Origin of the sequence: uncultured Pseudoteredinibacter sp., from assembly GCF_947500695.1 — a bacterium.
Lineage (GTDB): Bacteria > Pseudomonadota > Gammaproteobacteria > Pseudomonadales > Cellvibrionaceae > Pseudoteredinibacter.
This window is the reverse complement of sequence record NZ_CANMSS010000007.1, coordinates 1-20,227: the sequence shown is the minus strand read 5'-3', so window position 1 is coordinate 20,227 and position 20,227 is coordinate 1. Positions and strand designations below refer to the sequence as shown.

At 46.8% G+C, this 20,227-nt stretch carries 16 protein-coding genes; 7 read left to right on the top strand and 9 right to left on the bottom strand.

Annotation, left to right across the window (positions count from 1 at the left end; genetic code table 11):
- Positions 1-192 precede the first annotated feature (192 nt).
- Positions 193-1,269 carry an AI-2E family transporter gene (locus Q1A08_RS13265; protein WP_299773673.1) on the bottom strand — a complete coding sequence of 359 codons (1,077 nt, stop codon included), beginning with the start codon at positions 1,267-1,269 and terminating at the stop codon, positions 193-195.
- Positions 1,270-1,313: 44 nt separating this feature from the next.
- Positions 1,314-1,559, bottom strand: coding sequence for a sulfurtransferase TusA family protein (locus Q1A08_RS13260; RefSeq protein WP_363323535.1), 246 nt, complete (start codon positions 1,557-1,559; stop codon positions 1,314-1,316).
- Positions 1,560-1,815: 256 nt separating this feature from the next.
- Between Q1A08_RS13260 and Q1A08_RS13255 the strand changes: the two genes are divergently transcribed.
- Entirely contained in the window at positions 1,816-3,270 is a 1,455-nt protein-coding gene (locus tag Q1A08_RS13255) for a M48 family metalloprotease (protein ID WP_299773671.1), read from the top strand.
- 65 nt (positions 3,271-3,335) lie between these two features.
- Here the strand turns inward: Q1A08_RS13255 and Q1A08_RS13250 are convergent, their stop codons facing one another.
- Entirely contained in the window at positions 3,336-3,581 is a 246-nt protein-coding gene (locus tag Q1A08_RS13250; RefSeq protein WP_299773669.1) for a SlyX family protein, read from the bottom strand.
- A gap of 55 nt (positions 3,582-3,636) precedes the next feature.
- Positions 3,637-4,776: a serine hydrolase domain-containing protein gene (locus Q1A08_RS13245; RefSeq protein ID WP_299773667.1), complete on the bottom strand. Its 1,140-nt coding sequence runs from the start codon at positions 4,774-4,776 to the stop codon at positions 3,637-3,639.
- A gap of 241 nt (positions 4,777-5,017) precedes the next feature.
- On the opposite strand from Q1A08_RS13245, the gene Q1A08_RS13240 reads away from it, so the two are divergent.
- A complete protein-coding gene (locus Q1A08_RS13240; RefSeq protein WP_299773665.1) occupies positions 5,018-5,842 on the top strand; it encodes a UDP-2,3-diacylglucosamine diphosphatase in 825 nt (274 codons plus the stop codon).
- Between the two features lie 291 nt (positions 5,843-6,133).
- Here Q1A08_RS13240 and Q1A08_RS13235 read toward each other — a convergent pair whose 3' ends face one another.
- Positions 6,134-6,991 carry an ion transporter gene (locus Q1A08_RS13235; RefSeq protein ID WP_299773663.1) on the bottom strand — a complete coding sequence of 286 codons (858 nt, stop codon included), beginning with the start codon at positions 6,989-6,991 and terminating at the stop codon, positions 6,134-6,136.
- A 195-nt stretch (positions 6,992-7,186) separates the two neighbouring features.
- Here Q1A08_RS13235 and Q1A08_RS13230 point away from each other — a divergent pair, with 195 nt between their 5' ends.
- From Q1A08_RS13230 to lnt, 3 genes are read left to right on the top strand one after another with little or no spacing between them, the layout of a single operon-like run.
- Positions 7,187-7,534, top strand: a complete 348-nt coding sequence (locus Q1A08_RS13230) for a hypothetical protein (RefSeq protein WP_299773661.1) — start codon at positions 7,187-7,189, stop codon at positions 7,532-7,534.
- On the top strand, positions 7,527-7,850 hold the full coding sequence (gene yciH / locus Q1A08_RS13225) for a stress response translation initiation inhibitor YciH (protein ID WP_363323534.1): 324 nt from the start codon (positions 7,527-7,529) through the stop codon (positions 7,848-7,850). Before Q1A08_RS13230 ends, yciH begins: the two co-directional genes overlap by 8 nt.
- Before the next feature lie 6 nt (positions 7,851-7,856).
- Entirely contained in the window at positions 7,857-9,386 is a 1,530-nt protein-coding gene (gene lnt / locus Q1A08_RS13220) for an apolipoprotein N-acyltransferase (RefSeq protein ID WP_299773659.1), read from the top strand.
- Here the strand turns inward: lnt and Q1A08_RS13215 are convergent.
- The gene (locus tag Q1A08_RS13215; RefSeq protein WP_299773657.1) at positions 9,369-9,764 is read right to left on the bottom strand and encodes a hypothetical protein; all 396 of its coding nucleotides are present in this window, start codon (positions 9,762-9,764) and stop codon (positions 9,369-9,371) included. The two genes, lnt and Q1A08_RS13215, sit on opposite strands and share 18 nt — an antisense overlap.
- A gap of 327 nt (positions 9,765-10,091) precedes the next feature.
- On the opposite strand from Q1A08_RS13215, the gene Q1A08_RS13210 reads away from it, so the two are divergent.
- Complete coding sequence (locus Q1A08_RS13210) at positions 10,092-10,940, top strand: DUF6279 family lipoprotein (protein WP_299773655.1); 849 nt, start codon at positions 10,092-10,094, stop codon at positions 10,938-10,940.
- A 2-nt stretch (positions 10,941-10,942) separates the two neighbouring features.
- On the opposite strand, the gene Q1A08_RS13205 is transcribed toward Q1A08_RS13210, so the two are convergent.
- The 3 genes from Q1A08_RS13205 to Q1A08_RS13195 are packed head-to-tail and all read right to left on the bottom strand — an operon-like array spanning position 10,943 to position 13,842.
- A complete protein-coding gene (locus Q1A08_RS13205) occupies positions 10,943-11,578 on the bottom strand; it encodes a TetR/AcrR family transcriptional regulator (protein ID WP_299773653.1) in 636 nt (211 codons plus the stop codon).
- 41 nt (positions 11,579-11,619) lie between these two features.
- Entirely contained in the window at positions 11,620-12,213 is a 594-nt protein-coding gene (locus tag Q1A08_RS13200; RefSeq protein ID WP_299773651.1) for a 1-acyl-sn-glycerol-3-phosphate acyltransferase, read from the bottom strand.
- 42 nt (positions 12,214-12,255) lie between these two features.
- A complete protein-coding gene (locus tag Q1A08_RS13195; RefSeq protein ID WP_299773649.1) occupies positions 12,256-13,842 on the bottom strand; it encodes a peptide chain release factor 3 in 1,587 nt (528 codons plus the stop codon).
- A gap of 381 nt (positions 13,843-14,223) precedes the next feature.
- Between Q1A08_RS13195 and Q1A08_RS13190 the strand changes: the two genes are divergently transcribed.
- A complete protein-coding gene (locus Q1A08_RS13190; protein ID WP_299773647.1) occupies positions 14,224-19,818 on the top strand; it encodes an AAA family ATPase in 5,595 nt (1,864 codons plus the stop codon).
- Positions 19,819-20,227 lie beyond the last annotated feature (409 nt).

The following is a 20,227-nucleotide window of genomic DNA, read 5'->3' as shown; positions in this document are numbered from 1 at the left end:
AATTATGCAGCGAATAGCCTAAAATCTGGCACACAAACTTGGTTTTTTGTGCGCTCAGCAAATTTAATGTAGCAATACTACAAAAATCGGACGATTTTTTAAAGATTAGACAACATATCTGAACAAAACTGTCCAAAAAACCTGCAGCCTCGTCCAGAAAGGCCAAGACTGCCATGTAAACAAACTACAAGACTACTCTTCTAGCTGTTCTGCCTGTTCGGCATTGGCCACCGGCCAGGCATTCAATACGGCTTTGATCAAGGTGGCTAATGGGATGGCGAAGAAGACGCCCCAGAAGCCCCAAATGCCACCAAATACCAGCACCGCCAAGATAATCGCTACCGGGTGCAAGTTTACGGCCTCAGAAAATAGCAAAGGCACTAAGGCGTTGCCATCAAGGGCTTGGATAACACCGTAGGCGATCATCAGGTAATAGAACTCGCTGCTCCAGCCCCACTGTAAAAAACCAATCATCGCTACTGGCAGAGTGATCACTGCAGCACCTATATAAGGCACCAATACCGATAGGCCCACCCCCACGGCAAGCAATAGGGCATAGTTCAAACCCAGGAACTGGAAGCAAACAAAGCTTACCCCACCCACGATCAAAATCTCGATCACTTTACCGCGTACGTAATTGGCCACTTGGATATTCATCTCATGCCAAATGCGGCTCATAACCGGGCGTTTACGGGGCAGGAATGAAGACATCCAAGCACGAATTTCACCGGCATCTTTTAAGAAGAAAAACACCAAAATAGGTACCAGTACCAAATACACCAGAACAGCGATAAGTACAGGGGCCTTAGCCAGCGAGAAAGATAAGACGCTCTGCCCTAAACCACCTAACTTGCTGCCCATAGCGGCAACTATCTGGGATACCTGCTCTTCACTGATGAACTGCGGGTATTTTTCTGGCAGCGCCAACATGATCTTTTGCCAATCAGCCAACATACCCGGCACCTCAGAGAACAAGGTAGCCGTCTGGTGCCAGATCAGCGGAAACAGTACAAAAATGCCGGTTAGCAGTAAGCCAACTAGCAACAAAAAGGCGATATTAACTGCCATGATATGCGGCAAGCCCCAGGCGGTTAGGCGCTGCACCACCCCTTGTAGCAAGAAGGCGATAATCAAGCTGGCAATCATTGGGGCCAAGATGCCCCCCATGGTAACCACAACCACTAGGCCCAAGCCTAAGATAATAAGTAGCAATACCGCCTCTTCGCTGGCTAAATATCGCTCCATCCAATTTTGAAAAATACGAATCATAAGCTTCTCATAACACTCCTAGCGCTTTTGCCATAAGGCCAGCCCTAGGATTTTTGAATCACATAACAATAGTCATCGCCCTGCTGTTCGGCCAGTAGCAATTGATGGCCAGCAATATCGGCAAAGGCTTTAATATCACGCATTGAGCCTGGGTCGGTGGCAAGCAAACCTAAGGACTGGCCTACGCTAAGATTGTTCAGAGCCAACTTCATTTTAAGTAGTGGCATGGGGCAATCTAAGCCTCTGGCATCCACTTCGGTGCTTAATTCGGTAAACTCTGAATAAGCCACGCTTATCGACTCCAATATAAAAGGTACGCTGTTATATCAAGCATTATCCCCTATGGACACTCTTTTTTCATTGATTTAGAAACGCGAACTTTTCTTAGCAGTGTCACTCTAGGATAGATGTTATAGTCGATAACCAGTTTTTGCGCGGTTATTTGTGATTATATTAGGACTACATTGTGAGCACAGCAGAACTACATTGGAACTACAATGTGGCTGTTTTGTAATTACAGCCGCGAACCAGCGATAAGAGAGTATTATGGGTATATCCAGCAAGCCACTGGCCTGCCTAACACTAAGCTTAAGTTTAGCTTTAGCCGCTAGCCCTTTAAGCGCTCAGAAAAAAGAAATTAAGCTGCCGAGTTTAGGAGATGCCGCATCGGGTATCGTTTCGCCACAGCAGGAATATAAGCTTGGCCAAGCTTGGGCTCGTTCATTTAGGGCCCAGGTTCCCACCTCTATTGACGCTCAACTGGCCGATTACACTGAAAAGCTGATGAGTAAGCTGGCTGAGCACAGCGAGCTGCACCATAAGCAGTTAGATATCATTATGGTGGATAACCCCACCTTGAACGCTTTTGCGGTTCCTGGTGGTGTAGTTGGTGTACACACGGGTTTGTTTAGTTATGCTCAAAGTGAAGGGCAATTAGGCGCGGTTTTGGCCCATGAATTGGCTCACCTTAGTCAGCGACATTTTGCCCGAGGCGTGGAGCAACAGCAGCGCAATACTTTGCCTATGTTAGCGGCATTGATGACCAGTTTGGTGTTAGCCGCTACTACAAGTGGCGATGCTGGTTTGGCGGCACTTTCGGCCACTCAAGCTGCGGCTATTGATGCTAAGTTGCGCTTTAGCCGTCAAAACGAGCAGGAAGCCGATCGCATTGGTATTCAAACTATGGCGGCGGCTGGCCTAGATCCTTATCAAGCCCCGGCGATGTTTGAGCAGATGCTTAAGGCCACTCAGTTTAGTCGTCGCCCCCCGGAGTTTTTGCTTACTCACCCGGTGACGGAGAAGCGTGTTGCGGATACTCGTAACCGCGCCCGTCGCTATGTAGAACGCCCTTTGCCTCCTTCGCTTGATTTTCATTTGATGCGCTCGCGAGTCAGGCTGGCTCTTGCCGAAACACCCAGCAGGGCGGCTAAGTCTTTTACCAGTGAACTGGAAGGCCACAGTCTTTTGCCGGAAGCCAGCCGCTATGGCTTGCTACTTGCGCTTATCGATATGAAGGAGATTAAGCAGGCCCAGGAGCAGTTGGATATTCTGCTAGAAAATAATCCTGAGCATATAAGCTACTTGATTGCCAAGGCCGATTTGATGGCCGCTAATGGTAATTATGATGGTGCGCTGATGGATTTGCGTTTGGCGCTTAAGAAGAATCCGCACAATCATCCTATTACAGTTCGCTTAGCGGAGCTGTATATGGAATCTGGGCAGTACCATCGTGGTGAGCAGTTGTTGGTTAAGCATTCACGTCAGCGGCCGCACGATACTTATGTGTGGTATTTGTTGGCGGAGATTCATGGTCTGACTGGGGATATTTTGAATCTTCATCAGGCGCGTGCAGAATATTTTGTGTTGAATGGTATTTACGATAAGGCTTTGCATCAGCTTAAGTTGGCTCAAAAGATGGCGCGTGGTAATTATCGTTTGAGTACGATTTTGGAAGAGAAGATTCGGCAGGTTTATAACATGATTGAGGATCAGCGGGGCTGATAAATTTAAAGACTTGCGAGCCGAAATTTCGAGAACTTGACTCTCAAGTCTTTTATAAATTCAAACTAATAATGTGGCGGGCGCTCTTGGGTCACTGTGCCCGGAGCAGCTTGCTCTACCGCGTATTGCATATCATCAATCTTTTTGGCCAGGTGGCTCAGCTGTAATTGCAGAGCTGCAATTTCTTTATCCTGCTGGGCCACTACATCATTGAGCTGGGCAATGGTATCTTCGCTGTAAACTTGCCTTGCTTCCAGCTCAGCTAATCGCTCGGCTTGCGACTCTAGCGCCGTTTGTTCATTGCCACTCATGTTGTTCACCTTCAAATATAAAACGCTCGCTATTATAGCGGCTGCAAGAACTCGATTACAGGCATTGATAAGCTGCTTCGATTAATCGAATAGCACGCGGGTCAATCAGTAAGCTTTGCCCCATATCTCGGGTGGTGTAAGAAAAGGCGATATCGTATTTAGGGTCGGCAAAACCTAAGCAGCCACCGGCACCCGGGTGGCCAAAACCTTCACGGCCAAAGCGACATTCATCACGCTCATCGCTCAACATAAAACCAAGGCCAAAAGACAGCGGGGTTTTTAACACGCGATCACAGTCGCTATGGCTATGCTGCTGCCTAAGGGCCAGTAGCGATTCTTCGCTTAATAGACGACCTGGCTCCAATAAAGCCTGATAGAAGGTGGCCATGCTACGTGCGTTACTGGTAGCGTTACCGCCAGGTATTTGCGCTTGACGCCAGGCTTGGGAGTTAGTGCCTACCATGATAGACATGGGGTTGGTAAAAGCTTTTTGGGTTACGCCGCCCGGCTCGTCTTTAAAAATGCCCATTAACTTGGCGGCATCTTTCGGCACATGGGCTGGCGCCAAGCCTCGAACATCGGCCAGCAGAGCTTGTTGATCTTCAGGCAAGCCAAAGCCCGCACGGATAGCTAGCGGCTCTGAGATATCTTTTTGTACCACATCATTGAAGCGCTCAGCCGAAGCAAGGCGACGACTAATCTCGCCCCCTAACCAACCAAACAGCATGGGTGAATAACCCTGATCTTGGCCCGGCTCCCACCAAGGCTGATCTTGAGCGATAGCTGCTGTTGCTTGCTGCCAGTCATAGATGCTTTCATCGGCCATAGTTTGGGTGAATGCACTGTAGCCAGAGCGGTGGCTTAAGACGTGCTTTATGGTAACGGCGGAGTTTTCAAACTCGGGCCAGATTTCTTGCAATGGCGTATCTAGGCTTAGGCCGGTGCGCTCAAGCTGTTGCAATACGGTAACCGCGACCAAAGCTTTACCAGCCGAGAAGATGTTTACGCAGGTATCTTGCTGCCAGTCTTGCTGATCTTTTTTATCCTGTTTGCCGCCCCATAGATCGGCCTGTAATTCGCCGCGATAATAGACCGCCAGCGCCGCGCCGGTATCACCATGTTGATTAAAGCTTTGGGCAAATGCCTCCGCCAATGGGGCAAACTGACCACTAAAATTACCAGCAACTTCAACCATCTCGATACCTTTTATATTCTCTTTATGCGCTCGTTACGCGTTATTTATGTTATGCGCTATGTCTATTGTTTGGTGTATATCTCTAGCTTGAATTATTCCACAGGCCTCTGCGGCTGTTAACCCAAAAGATACGGTTTAGGTGGTCATCAACTGTTCATATTTCCATCACAGTGCAGTCATATTCCCAAAGCATGCTGCCAGCTAATAAATGGAAGTCAAGCAACAAAAAAGGGCCCGCAATATGTCCATTAATAAACATAGCCCCAGCATGAACCCGGTACAGTGGCGCACTCTGTGGATCTCGGATGTCCACCTTGGTACTAAGGATTGCAAGGCTGAGTTACTTAATAATTTTTTAAAGCATCACCAGGCGGAGCAGCTGTATTTGGTGGGAGATATCTTGGACGGCTGGCGTATGCAAAATGGCGTTTACTGGCAGCGCTCTTTCACTCGTTTGATTCGCCGTATTTTGAAGCTCTCTAAACAGGGCGTGCCAATTCACTATATCACCGGCAACCATGATGAGTTCCTACGTAAGTACGCCAATAACGCTTTGGACAATATCCGTTTGGTTAATCGCTGTGTGCACACGACGAAGGATGGCCGTCGTTTATTGGTCATTCACGGCGATCAATTTGATGGTGTGGCCCGCGCTACTCGCTGGTTAAAGTTTATCGGTGATAAGGGCTACGATTTATTGATGTTTCTTAATCGCTGTTATAACCGCTGGCGTGAAAAGTCGGGCCTTGGTTATTGGTCGTTGGCGAGCTTTTTGAAATCACGCATTAAGCGCGCAAAAACCTATATTGAGGAATATGAGAACGGTGTGGCTTATGCAGCCGGTCGCCAGGGTTACGATGGGGTTGTCTGTGGTCATATCCACCATGCGGCCCATAAAACCATTAATGGTATTGAGTACTACAATACCGGTGATTGGGTGGAATCCTGCACGGCTTTGGCGGAAGATCATCAGGGGCAAATACATTTACTGCATTGGCCGGAGATGAAGAGTTTGGGTGGTAGTGATGACGCAAAGGAAATATCAGAGCAGGCCAGCGCAGCATAGCTAACCCTAAAAAATGTACAAGGAATTCTATCTGAGTATGCACAGGCCAGACCGATTGCCGTAGCTAGGGGTTGCTATGCCAGGGACACAAAAAGCTGGGTGGATTCGCGCCATCCAGGCGCTCAGCCTTCGGCCAAGCCCAAAATCAATCCAATTGATTTGGTCATCCAAGTTCGCCTTCTCCTCTAAGTCGAAGACGCCCTGGCATAGCAACCCCTAGCTACGACACTCTGCATTCGTTATCTTTTAGAGAATAATAGAGCCCGTATTCAATATTCTGAGTGAAATGCTTTACCCGGGTGGCGGTAACTCATGCCCGCAAGCTTTACAGTGCTTCGAATCATGCTCATGTCCAGCCTTACCACACTCTTCACAAAAGCGATGATCGCGGTGAGTTTGAATCTCCCGAGATAGCTCGGCCGTTAGAATGCCCGTCGGCACCGCGATAATGGAATAACCCGTCAGCATTACAAAACCAGCCACCATCTGCCCCGCCGTTGTTTGTGGGGTGATATCACCGTAGCCTACTGTGGTAATGGTAACGATACACCAGTAGATGCTCTTTGGAATCGACGTGAAACCGTGGGCCGGGCCTTCGACGACGTACATCAGAGAACCGAACATCATTGCCAGCACCAGCACTGTCGCAAAGAAAACAAAGATCTTTTGTCGTGATGCCAGTAGCGCCCGAATAAGAACATTGGCTTCAGATAGATAATTAGCTAATTTGAGAACTCGGAAAATCCGTAAAACACGCAGGATACGAATCATCAATAGATAAGTAGCATCACCACTGATCAGTGATAAATACATCGGTAGAATAGAGAGCAAATCGACAATGCCGTAAAAACTACTGACATAGGCCCAACGACTTTTGGCGCAGTATAGGCGTGCCACATATTCAACCGTAAAGATCGCAGTAAAGGCCCACTCCAAGCCCCAGAATACCTCTCGATAGGCCTCACCAATCCAGCTTACCGAATCCAGCATAACCACCAGCACGCTGAGCAGGATTACATAGATCAGTACAATATCGAAGGTTTTACCTTCCGGGCTGACTGTACCAAAGATAATACGGCGCAGCTTTAGCTTTAAACTGTCGGCCGCTGGCTCTTGCTTGTCATCGACTTGATTTGCCCCAGACACCATTTGTTCCCTTCTAGCAATAAGCTGCTCATTCTACCCAAACTCTGGTGTATCAGCCAAACCAGCCTAAGGCAGCTCTGAATAATGCAGATTAGCTCAGGCCTCCGCTGAGCAAAACCTGCATTATTCAGAGCTGCCCTAAAGCTATGAATTGCCATAGGGAATTCATACAATAGGGCTTTTTATAAGGAACACGCTGTGCCTTTAAACCTCAAAGCACTGCAATGCCCGCACTGCCAACATAAGCTCAGTAAAGCCGAGCAGGCCGATAAGCAGTGGCGTAAGCAATTGCTAGCCCGCGAGCCGGTAAGTTGCCCTAATTGTGGCGGCTCTAGCAAGTTACCAGAACAAGCTGAAAAGCTGATCTCGGTTGGGGTGTTATGCTGCCTGATTATTGCGCCACTGTTGGCCTATTGGCGAGATAGCGCAATGCCAGCTTTATCATTGTTTGCCCTCGGTATAGCCATGATAGTGATGGGTGCCGCTCAACAGCAGCTGCAAGCTTGTGACCACAGCCAAAATCAGAAAGAAGATCATCATGAGTAAAAATTCCCGCCTCGTTTATTCCACCGATCAAGGTCGCGTGAAAGAAGAAAAAGAAGTTGCTAACGCACCTGAGGGTGATGGCATTGTTCGCATCATGCGTGAAACCAAAGGTCGCAAGGGCAAAGGCGTTACCTTGATCACCGGTTTACAAATGGAAGCGGCGGAGCTTAAAAAGTTAGCCAAACGCTTGAAGCAACTTTGTGGCACTGGCGGCAGTGTGAAAGATTTTGTGATTGAGATTCAAGGTGATCAGCGTGAAGTCATTAAGGCCGAGTTAGAAAAACAAGGTCACACGGTTAAGCTGGCCGGCGGATAAAACACAATGATGAAACTGCTTCGCGAGCAGAAAAAACTGCCCTACTTATTTTCTCTTGCTTGCGGTGCAAGCCTACCTTTGGCAATGGCTCCCTTTGATATCTGGCCCATTGCCATTATCGCTTTAAGCCTATGGTTCCGCCTGTTGCTTGATAAACAGCATTCGCTGGGTTGGCACAGCTTCTTTTTTGGTAGCGGCTTGTTTGGCATCGGCGCCTCGTGGGTGTATACCAGCATTCATGATTTTGGGCTGTCATCTGCGCCCTTAGCTGGGGCTTTAACCGGAATATTTGTTCTCGCCTTAGCGTTTTTGTTCTGTATACCTTTTACTATTTTTCAACGTATCGTAGAAAAATTTAGCTCCGCAGCTCCGCGTGATGCCAGCTTTGTATTGGCGCTAGCCGCGGTATACGTTTTAGGCGAATGGAGCCGTAGCTGGTTGTTTACTGGTTTTCCTTGGCTATATGTGGGTTACAGCCAGATCACAACGCCACTTGCCGGCTGGGCGCCTATCGGGGGTGTTTTCTTATTAGACTTTGCTTTGGCGCTTTCGGCCGCAGCACTGGCCTTAGGTTTAGCGAAGCAAGGCTTAAGCCGCAAAGCGAAGTACCTAGTGTTGGCACTGCTGCCTTGGTTGACGGGCTTAGCCCTGCAAACCCTGCAATGGGCCGCTCCCCAGGGCGATAAGATTAAAGTGGCGATGATTCAAGCCAATATTCCTCAAGAGTTAAAGTGGAAGCCGCACTTTCTGCAAACCACCATTGATCGTTACCTAAGCTTAAGTGATGAGCTCTGGGAAGACAGCGATTGGCTTATTTGGCCAGAGGCCGCTATTCCACAGCCGCTACATCGAGCAAAAACCGTATACGATTTTGTAGAAGAGCGCGCGAAAGCTAGTAAAACCTTATTTATTACGGGCAGCCTAGTGCGTGAGAATGGCCGCTATCATAACTCCGCTGTGGCACTTGGCATGGGTGATGGCGCCTACCACAAGCGCAAGCTTGTGCCCTTTGGGGAATATGTGCCTTTAGAGGAATGGCTGCGCGGCACGATTAGCTTTTTTAACCTGCCTACCTCGATTATTAAACCGGGCCCAGAAAATTACAGCCGTTTAAATAATCATTTGCAAGCAGGCACTCAGCTTACGCCATTAATTTGTTATGAGATTGTGTACCCAGAGTTGGCACGCGCGAAAGATAATGAACACCCAGTTTTGATTACCCTCAGCAACGATGCCTGGTTTGGTAAATCAATTGGGCCTTTGCAGCATATGCAGATAGCGCAAATGCGTGCACTAGAGAATCAACGCTTTTTATTAAGGGCGACCAATACGGGTATTACCGCAATCGTCGGCCCCAATGGAAGGATCATTAAGCAAGCCGAACAATTTAAGCAAACTTACCTCAGCGGCGAGATCTATCAAATGCAAGGCAGCACACCTTTTGCACGTTTCGGCAATTTATTTGCCTTGCTGTGCTGCTTGCTATCGCTGGCTTTGTTTGGCCTAAAGCAGTGGCGTTTAGACCGCTTGGCGTAACTCGCCTTGAGGAATCACTTCCAGCAATTTCGAAACATGATCAAGCTCGATTTGGCTCAACATTTTCATCGAATAGCTGACTGGTTTTTCGCCAGATAACTTCAAGGAAAAACGCCCCAGAATCGGCCCGCTGGTTGGAGAAAAGACATAGCGATAGAATTCGCAGTCACTCGCCTGCAGCTCGAACTTATCTAATAGTTGCTGGATATAGGTCAAGCTATTGGCAGCAATTGCCTGTTGACCATGACGGTTGTGCTCGGCCATAAATACCATTTTGTGGCCATGGTTATCGTACAAGCTAACTCGTATTGTAGCTGCTTGCTCCGTTCGATCTAAGAGCTCAACATCCTCCAAATTTGGAAGAATATCTGCTTTCACTTATCGTCCCCCTAGACAAAAAGCCTTGTACCCAATTTCTTTTAGCCATTTTGCATACACTTTTAAAGTGCTGTTATTCTGCGCTTTTAAAAGCTGTGGCTTTATATTGTGGTTTTAGTTTTATGGCATTCTATTAGTTTAAAGGCTTACTACATTACCCCAAAGCCAATAAACAACGGCCTCTACCCGCATTCTGACCCGATCAAGCGACAACAAAACTCAAAGGACATTGCACTAAATGAAATTTTTATCGTCTAATGCAATGGCGGATATAACCGCATGTTACTTACTAACGCCAAACTTAACAAGAGCTGAACAGGATAATCCATGGCCATCTATCGTCGCCTTATACTTCTTATCGGCATTGTGCTGCTCAGTGCTTGCAGCAGCCAATATGCATATCGATTAGCCGATTGGTGGCTGGAAAACCAAATCGAAGAGTACCTCGACTTAAACCGCGAGCAGCAGCAGAAGCTGGCAGAAGCCATTGATGACTGGCATGTTTGGCACCAGCAAGAAGAGCTACCGCGCTACCAAGAATTACTGGCAAGCCTGCAGCAAAACCTAGAACAAGGTGAAATCTCTCCCGAGCAAACTCTGAAGCTTGAAGAAGAGGCTCAATCAGCCTGGAAGCGCCTGTTGAATAAAGGCGGCCCCTTACTAGCCGAGCTCACTTTGGATCAGGATGACAAGCAAAGGCAGCAACTATATAAACAGATCGAGGAAAACAATGAGGAACTTAGCGAAAAATTCAACGATCGTAGCGCCGAAGAGCGCCGTGAGCGCGGTCGTAAAGGTATGGAGAAGCAAGCCAAAGAGTATCTAGGCAAGCTCAGTTCAGAACAAAAAGCCAGAATTAAGCAGTGGTCGGAGGAGTTTCAACTGGGCGCCGAAATCGAACTGACTGAGCGCTTGCGCTGGCAAGAGCAATTTAGGGCTGTCTTAGAAGCGCCAAGAGATGAACATAGCCAAGCAAAATTAATGGCCTTATTTGATAACCCTAGGGAAAATTGGACCGAAGAAAAGCGCCAATTAACAGATATCAATCGTCCCTTACAACGCCAGCTATTTAGCGATCTATTAAAGTTGAGCAGCGACAAGCAAAAAACGCGCTTGCTGAAAAAACTGAATAAATATCAAAAGTTACTGGAGAAAATGGCCCAGCAAAAACTCTAAACTTAAACTGGGTTTTGGGCTTCAATAGCGGCCCAAATATAGGTGAAGCAGTCTTCAGCATAATCCGACAGCTGATCTGCTTTGCCTTCATACAGACACCAGCTGATCACACGGTTAATACCACCCGCGATCATTTCTGAAATAACATCATCGCGCAAATCACCCCTTACCAAGCCCTGCTCCAAAGCTAGGCGATATACATCACGACCAATTTGACGGTGCTGAAAATGCGCAGGCGACGCACTTTGCAGCCAATAGGCGATAGGGATATTCAAGAAGACCATACGTGCGACTTCTGGCCTTTGCTGATAAAAGCCCAAAATCACATCAACTTGAGCACGAACCTTGTCACGGATGGATACAGCTTGCTCTACTTTCTCAGCGGTGAGATCCGCCAGATCCTGCAAATCTTGCTCTACACAGGCCGCCAGTAGCTGTTCTTTATTGCCAAAGTACTTATAGACAGTTTTCGGGCTAACCTTCGCTTGAGTGCAAATATCGCGAATACCCACCTCATGGAACAAGCCCTGAGAAAACAAGCTAACCAATACTGTGCGTAGCTTTTCAAGAGCAGCCGGAGAGATTAAACGCTTGTCCGCATTCTCTTGCTCTGTGTTTGCTACTTGGCTCTCGCTCATTTTGTACCTTTTAACCTTTGGCCTTCATACGTTTTATGAACTTACTGGTGTTCCGGGGAAATACCAACAAACTTCTCGTTGACGTAATCTCGCAACTCATCGGCTTCAGCCTCATAGTTACCTTGGCTGTAGTAGCTTTTATCAATCACGATTCGCTTTCCGGGGCCATCAAAGCCAATCACAACTACAGGAACCTCGCAGCGATGGGCAATGCGAATAAAGCCTGTTTTCCACTTATCCACCTTTGAGCGTGTGCCTTCGGGAGTAATGGCTACCCAACATTTATCATGCTCGGCATAGTAGCTAGCCACCTGCTCTACCACACCACCAGCTGCGGAACGATCGGTAGGAATACCGCCTAACCACCTCCAGGTACCCGCCATAGGCCAGAAAAAAGCTTCTTTTTTCATTAGGTAAGAGATTTTTACGCCCAGGCCCATAATGGCTGGCATGGCAACTACGAAATCCCAATTAGAAGTGTGCGGCGCTAGTGCCACCATGATTTTCTTTTCATTGGGCAAGGTGCCCTCAAGAGTCCAACCAAACATACGCAATAAGCACCGGCCTAACCAACGGCTAAAGGTGTTACCTAGGCGGGGCATATTCTCGGGGGCTTCAGTTTTAATCGGTCCCATTACTTCACCTACTTACTCTTCACAGTCACAGCTATTTTATTATTAGTGTTCTCGGGTTGAGCGGAATACTACCTCAGGGTAGCGCTCTTCGCTCAAGGATAGATTAACCCTTGTAGGTGCCAAATACGTTAAGTGACCACCACCATCGAGCGCTAAATTGTCTGAACATTTGCGCTTAAATTCTTCAAACTTTTTATCGTCTTCTGATTCAACCCAGCGCGCGGTATTCACATTTACCGATTCGTAAATAGCATCTACCTTGTATTCATCTTTTAAGCGATAGGCTACCACTTCAAACTGCAGAACCCCCACCGCACCGACAATAATGTCATTGGAGTTTAGCGGGAAAAATACCTGGGTAGAACCTTCTTCCGATAGCTGCTGCAAACCCTTTTGAAGCTGCTTGGTTCTTAGAGGGTCTTTCAATCGAATACGGCGAAACATCTCCGGCGCAAAGTGTGGGATACCGGTGAACTTCAGCACCTCACCTTCTGTGAAAGTATCACCGATTTGAATGGTACCGTGATTGTGCAGGCCGATAATATCACCCGAGGTAGCTTCTTCTAATAGCTCACGCTCACCAGCTTTAAAACTAACAGCATCGGCAATTTTTACATCTTTGCCCAATCGCACATGGCGCATTTTCATGCCCTTGGTATATTTGCCAGAGCAGATACGCATAAAAGCAATACGATCTCGGTGCTTTGGATCCATATTGGCCTGAATTTTAAAGACAAAACCACTGAACTTTTCCTCAACCGGATCAACTTCACGGGTTTCAGTATTGCGAGCCAATGGCGCTGGTGCCCATTCAACAAAGTCATCCAGCATTTCACGCACACCAAAGTTGGCCAGTGCGGTACCAAAGAAAACCGGAGTTAACTTACCCGCCAAGAAAGCGTCTTGATCCCATTCATGGCTAGCGCCACGTACCAACTCAATTTCTTCTAGGTAATCTTCGTAATAAACACCCAACAGCTCTTTAGCTTCGTCCGATTCAATACCCTCAATGCGTACATCATCGGTTAACACGTAGTTCTTGCCTTGTTCAAAGACATGAATGGTATCGGTGTAAAGGTTATAAACCCCTTTAAACTCTTTACCCATGCCAATTGGCCAGTTGATCGGAGCGGCTTCGATTTTTAGAACTTCTTCGACTTCGTCCAATAGCTCGATAGGGTCGCGGATATCACGGTCCATCTTGTTTACAAAACCAACGATTGGAGTATCGCGTAAACGACACACATTCATCAGCTTAATGGTGCGATCTTCCACACCCTTGGCGCCATCGATGACCATCAAGGCTGAATCCACAGCTGTTAGGGTTCGGTAGGTATCTTCAGAGAAGTCTTCGTGACCTGGGGTGTCCAGCAGGTTGACCATACGTCCACGATAAGGAAACTGCATAACCGATGAGGTTACCGAGATACCACGCTCCTGCTCCATGCCCATCCAGTCGGAGGTGGCATGACGATCGGCCTTTTTGCCTTTAACCGAGCCCGCCACCTGAATTAACTGACCTAAAAGCAGTAGCTTTTCAGTAATGGTGGTTTTACCCGCATCGGGGTGAGAAATAATGGCAAAGCTACGGCGCTGCTGGATAGCTTCGGTAGTTTCAGTGGTCATCAATAAGGCTCTCGGCTACTGTCGATCCCGCAGGGGATAAAAAACCGTGCATTATAACGGCTTGGCGCCAAAACCCCAGCAAATTGCGACCACTAAGCGGATTAGCAAGCACTATATTGATCTAAACCGCTACCAAAGCGGATCCGGCACCCCCTCTAAATTAGTACGCCTCACAAGAGACGACTCAGGCCTTAAAACTAATAAATTGGTACGAATTTGCTAAGCGGCGACTCCGGCTACCCGATCCCTGCGCTAAACTAATGCCGTTCACACTCATTGAGAAGTAGGGAAGTAAAGCGCCAAGCCGCCGTTAACACAATGCGAGAGGCTGATTGCGCACGATATGCCTATTATAAAAATAGCAAAGGCATTAAGGGGATAGCGGTGCAGGAACACTTTGAGATTAACGGCCAAATTCATAGTGGCCGTTACTGCAATATATATCGGGCTATCCGTCGCTCCGATGGCATCCCTGTGATCTTAAAAACTTGCCATGTGGAACATCAACAGCGCCACTTTGAACAATTGCAAAGTGAGTACCAACTATCACAAAAGCTCAGAAGCCGGCGCTCTGTAAGACCCATTGATATCCACAATCTTAGCAATCAGCTAGTTGTCGTTTATCGCGATGACGCACTATCTCCACTAAGCGAACACACCCCTGCTACAGGTTTGCAACTAGGTCGTTTTTTACGTATTGCCCAAGAGATTTGTAAGGCCCTGTTTGAGCTTCACAGCCAAGGCCTTGCCCACCGCAATATCAGCCCCGACAATATTGTGGTTGATGATAGTTTTGAAACAGCAAAGTTGATCGACTTCGGGCAAGCCAGTCGCTTCACCGAGCACAATATTGAATTTGAGTTGCCGCCTAGCCTACTCGACTCTTTAGCCTATATCTCACCTGAGCAAACCGGCCGCACTAATACGGCTGTCGACTGGCGTAGCGACATCTACTCTCTTGGTTGCTGCTTCTACTATATGCTCACCGGCGCCCCGCCCTTTAATCCCAATGAGGCCGCCGATCTTATTTATGCTCATATTGCCCACGATCCCAAGCCAATACATTTACTGCGCGAAGACTCGCCGCAGGCTCTGTCCGCTCTACTGAATAAACTCTTGGATAAAGAGCCGGAAAATCGATACCAAAATCTAAAGCTGGTGTTAGAGGATTTCAAACGCATTGAACAAAGCCAACTGATTGGACAGGATATCAAGAACTTTAAACCCAGCAGTGATCGCAATGATCAACCAATTCGTCTAAGCCCCCTGCTCTATGGCCGTGACGAGGAGCTCGATCAACTAAATAGTTTACTCAGCCGCTGTCGCCACAGCGCCCATGTCATTGAAATTACCGGCGCAGCGGGCATCGGAAAAACCGCACTAATTCGACAACTATTCACCGCCATAGGTGCAGACAAAGGTTTATTCATCAGCGGGAAATTCGACCAGCTTAATCGAGGTAAAGCTTATAGCGCCATTGCCGATGCCCTAGCGGAATTCAGCCGCCAATGCCTACAACTCCCAGCCGCCGAGTTGGATTTGATTCGAGACTCTATTCAGGATGCCGTCGGCTCACTCGGCAAGGTGCTGTTAGAAATAGCACCACAAATGGAAGCCATCATCGGCCAGCAGGCCGAACTAAGCTCGGCCTCTCCTAAGGAAAACACCCAGCGCCGCAACCTACTGATGCAAAACTTCTTTCGCTGCATTTGCTCACAGGGTTTTACCATTGTTCTCTTCTTAGATGACTTACAGTGGGCCGATAGTGCCAGCATCGCCCTCATGGAAGCCATGATAGACGCTCCTAAAAAAGGCTTTATGTGTTTTCTCTCTTATCGCAATCAAGAGGTAAGCGACGTACACCCTGCAAGTAGCTTCTTAGAAAAACTGCCTCGACGAGTAATTGAGCACCATAAAATTGAGCTGCAGGATTTGAGTAGCCAGGCGATTCGGCGATGGCTGGGAGAGCTGCTAGAAAACAATCAAAGCCAGCTAGATACATTATGCACACAAATCACCTTGCGCTCGGCTGGCAACCCCTTCCATATTCAAAGCTTGCTTAACAAACTTATTCGCGATGAAAACATTTATCGTAACGAGCTAGGCATCGTTGAAGTTGATATCGATCAGCTTAAAAAGTTAGCGGCAGGCGGTATTATTAATCACCTCCAAGAGCAGATCGAACAACTTGACGAAGATAGCAAAGTCTTCCTAGAACAGCTGGCTGTACTGGGTAACCGTTTTAGCATTCAGCAAATTAACATCGTCAATAACTGCATACTGTCTAGCTACGAGGAAACGCTGGCAAGCTTAATCAAGGCAAAGCTGCTGATCAAGGTTGAACAGAATATTCTATTTGTTCACGATCGTATTCAACAAGCGACAGTTGAAGGCTTAAGCAAAGATAAGCTTTGTCACTACCACCTTAAAGCTGGTCGCAGCATTCTTGCCAAGCTACAAAGCCAGAACGAGGAAATCGCTAAAGCGGAACAGTTTATTCAACACTTCAATGCCGCCGAGTCTTATATTAAAGAGCCTGATGAACGCTTGCTTTTGGCCAGATTGAATATTCGACAAGGTGAACAATACAAGTTTAATGCCGCCTACCAGCTTGCTTTAAACAGCTTTGAAATGGCATTAAAGTTTATTCCTGGCTCACCCTTCAACACAGATCATCACTTAGCGATTGATTTGTATAACAATCTAGGGGAAGTGCTGTTTTTAAACCAGCAGTATGAAAAAGGTGAAAAGGCCTTTGCCAAGGTATCAAAGAACTCGAAGTCACCCATTGAAAAAGCCAATGCCTCAATTATTCAGTTTAGGCATTTTGCTTCCAATCAAAATTTACCCTTAGCGGTTAAGACAGTAAAGCAATCATTAGCCGAGCTTGAAATTGAATTGCCCTGTGAAAACTTTGAACAAAGGGCCATTGAAGAATTCGGCAATACAGTCGATGCCATTATAGAATACGGCATCCACGACATGGTGAGCTTGCCGCTATGTGAAGATCACCTCGCTATAGCACAGCAAGAAGTTTTAGTTATCGGTAGTCTTCCCGCTTATTTGGGCGCACCTGAAATCTTTCCCTTTATGATATATCACAGTATTGATATATCACTTACAAAGGGCATGTCAGACCATTCGCCTTTGGGCATGATGGCCATGGCAGGCATTCTATTTGCCGCTGAGCAGGTCGAAATAGGTATAGAACTGGGCGAGGCCGCGTTAAACCAATCTACTATGATTGATGACCGAAGCATTCGTACACAGCTGTATACCATGTACGCTTGCAATATCTTTCACTTCCATGCGCCAGGCCGAGACGTTTATGAGTACTTTGATATGGCGGCCGAGTTTGCAATGGAGGCCAGCGACTACGACTACGGCTCGATGGCCGCCTCCCAAAGACCCTATTACGCTTGGAACTTCGACCCTAATTTAGATGATGTTCTGCAGAGCCTACCTAGCGTGCATCGAAAGCTAGAAGAATTTGGCAAAGATGACCCCATCTTCATGAATAAATTCTTATGGCAGTTCCTAAGCACATTAATAGACAAAAACAGTGATGGCATCAGTTTCTCTGGTGAGCACATCGACGAAAAATGGCTGCACGACTATCTTAGCGAAAGAAAACACTATACCTACTTAGGCATCTACACCACTCTAAAGCTGCAAGCGATGGTCATAATGCAGCAAATAGATGAAGCCATTGCTTACAGCCCCACGGTAAAGGGTTATATCGATACCATGCCCGGAGCCATGGTAGTGTTTCTATATCACTTATGCAGCTCCTTAGCGCTACTACAAAAAGGCTTACAGCAAGGGCTCAACGAAGAGCAGTACCAACATGTGAATGACAGTATTCGACTGCTCGGCAATTTCGCCCCGCACTGCCCTGATAATTTTTTAGGCAAGCAAAAGCTGCTAGAAGCCGCATTGGCCGCACAAGCTGCGGAGCTCGCCGATGCTATCCCTTTGTTTGAAGAAGCCTTAGAAAGCATACAGCAATCACTGATTCCAATCGATCAAGCACTAGGCCATGAATTTTTTGCCCGCTACCTGCTAAGCAAAAACGTCAACAGCTATGCCTTTGTACAGTTAGAGCTTGCCTACAACTGCTATGAGAAATGGGGGCATCTCAGTAAATGCTCAGCGCTAGAAAGAGAATTCCCTAAGCTCACAAGAGATGAGCACAGCAGCAGTCAAAATCTAAATGCTCAGCTGAACCTAGACGCATTAAGCAGCAGTATTGAACTGCTTTCTGAAGTTAAGGAAATAGATACTCTACTGACCAAACTATTAGAAACCATTCAACAGACCTCAGGAGCCACCAGCGCTAGCATTATTCTTCACCAAAACCTGGTGACTGAGCTAAAGGCGTATAAGTCTCTCGACGACATAACCATAATATGTGCCGACAATAATAAGAGTTTAAGCCAATATCAGTTTAAGCATGAGATTATTAAACACTGTCTACTAGAGGAAAAAGACTATGTACTGGAAAGTTTCGACAACTCTGAGACCGCCTTCGCTGAACGGGAGATCAGCAAATCCCTATCGGTGCTAGCAATTAGCCTGCGCCATCAAGCTAAAATCATTGGTTTGATTTATCTAGAGAACAAACATCTTAGCAACGGCTTTAATCGCCAACATATTCAATTTCTTTCCCTGCTGGCCGGGCAAGCCGCGATTGCTATTGAAAACGCACAGGCGTTTACCAACATCAATAGAGAAAGGGACTACAGCGCTAATATTATTAATAACTCCTCCAATATGATTTGCGGTCTAGATAGCAATGGCAAGGTGTTATTTAGCAATCCAATTACTGAGCATATAACAGGTTTTAAGCAACAGGATTTAGTCGGCAAAAACTGGTGGCAACTGCTTTTTCCTGGGGGTTCTTATGAACAAGTCGACAACTTATTCAACAATATGAATAACGGCTTTATCAGCAACATCGAGATGCAAATCACTCACCGTGACGGCAGCCATCGAGACATCCTTTGGAACAGTTTTGCCAATAGTGATGACAATGGACAAATCGAGGAAATTATTGGTTTTGCAACTGACATCACCATGCAAAACAAAGCCAAACGCAAGATCATGAGTTTTAACAAAGAACTTACGCAAAAAGTCGAAGAGCGTACCGAAGAGCTACGTGCCTCCAATGAGGAATTAACATTCACCATTGACCACCTAAAAGAAACTCAAGAGCAGCTCATCGAATCAGAAAAAATGGCTTCACTAGGTAGTTTAGTGGCAGGCATAGCCCATGAAATTAATACGCCCATTGGTATTAGCGTTACTGCCGTCACCCACTTTAGGGATAAAACCACCCGGGTAAATGACGATTATCGCAATGCCCGCATGAGCCAACAGCAGCTCGAAAGCTACCTTAAAGAAGGCCACAATGCAGCGGATTTAGCCTATAAGAACTTAAAGCGAGCGGCCGATCTTATTGCCAGCTTTAAGAAAATCTCAGTCGATCAAACCAGCGATAGCGTACGCGCCTTTAATCTTCAGGAATATATGGAGGAAATGCGATTGAGCTTAGAAACCCAAATCAGCTATCGCAAAATTACCCTCCATATCGACTGCCCAATCGATAAAGAAATTACCTCATACCCCGGGGATTACTCACAGATATTTACCAATCTTTTAAGCAATTCCTTGAAACACGCCTTCAAGGAAGAGGAGGAAGGTAAAGTCACCATTGGCGCAAAAATTGAAGAGGAGCATATCGTCTTTGAATATTGGGATAATGGCTGCGGCATACCGGAAAAGAATTTAAAACGTATTTTTGATCCGTTTTTCACAACTGGCCATGGCAGTGGTGGTACAGGTTTGGGCTTGCATATTCTTTATAATATTGTCAGCCAAAATCTCAGTGGGACTATTAAATGCCGGAGTGAAGAAGGTGAGTGGACAAAGTTTACCGTACGCTTGCCGTTGGAGTTGCCACAGCAAAACACTTCTTAAAAAGGCCAAGGCAGAATGCCAAAGGCGGGGTCAGAACCCAAGGGTTCTGACCCCAGGTTCCTGCACGATTTGCATTTCTGTGCCTAAACCCAACAATTTTGCTTCAGCTAATCTTTATAGATCAAATAAGACCGGAAAAACCTACCACTTAGAGGCGGGGTCAGAACCCAAGGGTTCTGACCCCAGGTTCCTGCACGATTTACAATTCTGTGCCTAAACCCAACAATTTTGCTTCAGCTAATCTTTATAGATCAAATAAGACCGGAAAAACCTACCACTTAAAGGCGGGGTCAGAACCCAAGGGTTCTGACCCCAGGTTCCTGCACGATTTGCAATTCTGTGCCTAAACCCAACAATTTTGCTTCAGCTAATCTTTATAGATCAAATAAGACCGGAAAAACCTACCACT

What these genes read in the sequence shown, in the direction of transcription:
- Q1A08_RS13245 (WP_299773667.1), bottom strand. Translation starts at nt 4,776, where the DNA reads ATGGTTGAAGTTGCTGGTAATTTTAGTGGTCAGTTTGCCCCATTGGCG.
- Q1A08_RS13265 (WP_299773673.1), bottom strand. Translation starts at nt 1,269, where the DNA reads ATGATTCGTATTTTTCAAAATTGGATGGAGCGATATTTAGCCAGCGAA.
- yciH (WP_363323534.1), top strand. Translation starts at nt 7,527, where the DNA reads ATGAGTAAAAATTCCCGCCTCGTTTATTCCACCGATCAAGGTCGCGTG.
- Q1A08_RS13255 (WP_299773671.1), top strand. Translation starts at nt 1,816, where the DNA reads ATGGGTATATCCAGCAAGCCACTGGCCTGCCTAACACTAAGCTTAAGT.
- Q1A08_RS13240 (WP_299773665.1), top strand. Translation starts at nt 5,018, where the DNA reads ATGTCCATTAATAAACATAGCCCCAGCATGAACCCGGTACAGTGGCGC.
- Q1A08_RS13200 (WP_299773651.1), bottom strand. Translation starts at nt 12,213, where the DNA reads ATGGGACCGATTAAAACTGAAGCCCCCGAGAATATGCCCCGCCTAGGT.
- Q1A08_RS13250 (WP_299773669.1), bottom strand. Translation starts at nt 3,581, where the DNA reads ATGAGTGGCAATGAACAAACGGCGCTAGAGTCGCAAGCCGAGCGATTA.
- Q1A08_RS13235 (WP_299773663.1), bottom strand. Translation starts at nt 6,991, where the DNA reads ATGGTGTCTGGGGCAAATCAAGTCGATGACAAGCAAGAGCCAGCGGCC.
- Q1A08_RS13205 (WP_299773653.1), bottom strand. Translation starts at nt 11,578, where the DNA reads ATGAGCGAGAGCCAAGTAGCAAACACAGAGCAAGAGAATGCGGACAAG.
- lnt (WP_299773659.1), top strand. Translation starts at nt 7,857, where the DNA reads ATGATGAAACTGCTTCGCGAGCAGAAAAAACTGCCCTACTTATTTTCT.
- Q1A08_RS13210 (WP_299773655.1), top strand. Translation starts at nt 10,092, where the DNA reads ATGGCCATCTATCGTCGCCTTATACTTCTTATCGGCATTGTGCTGCTC.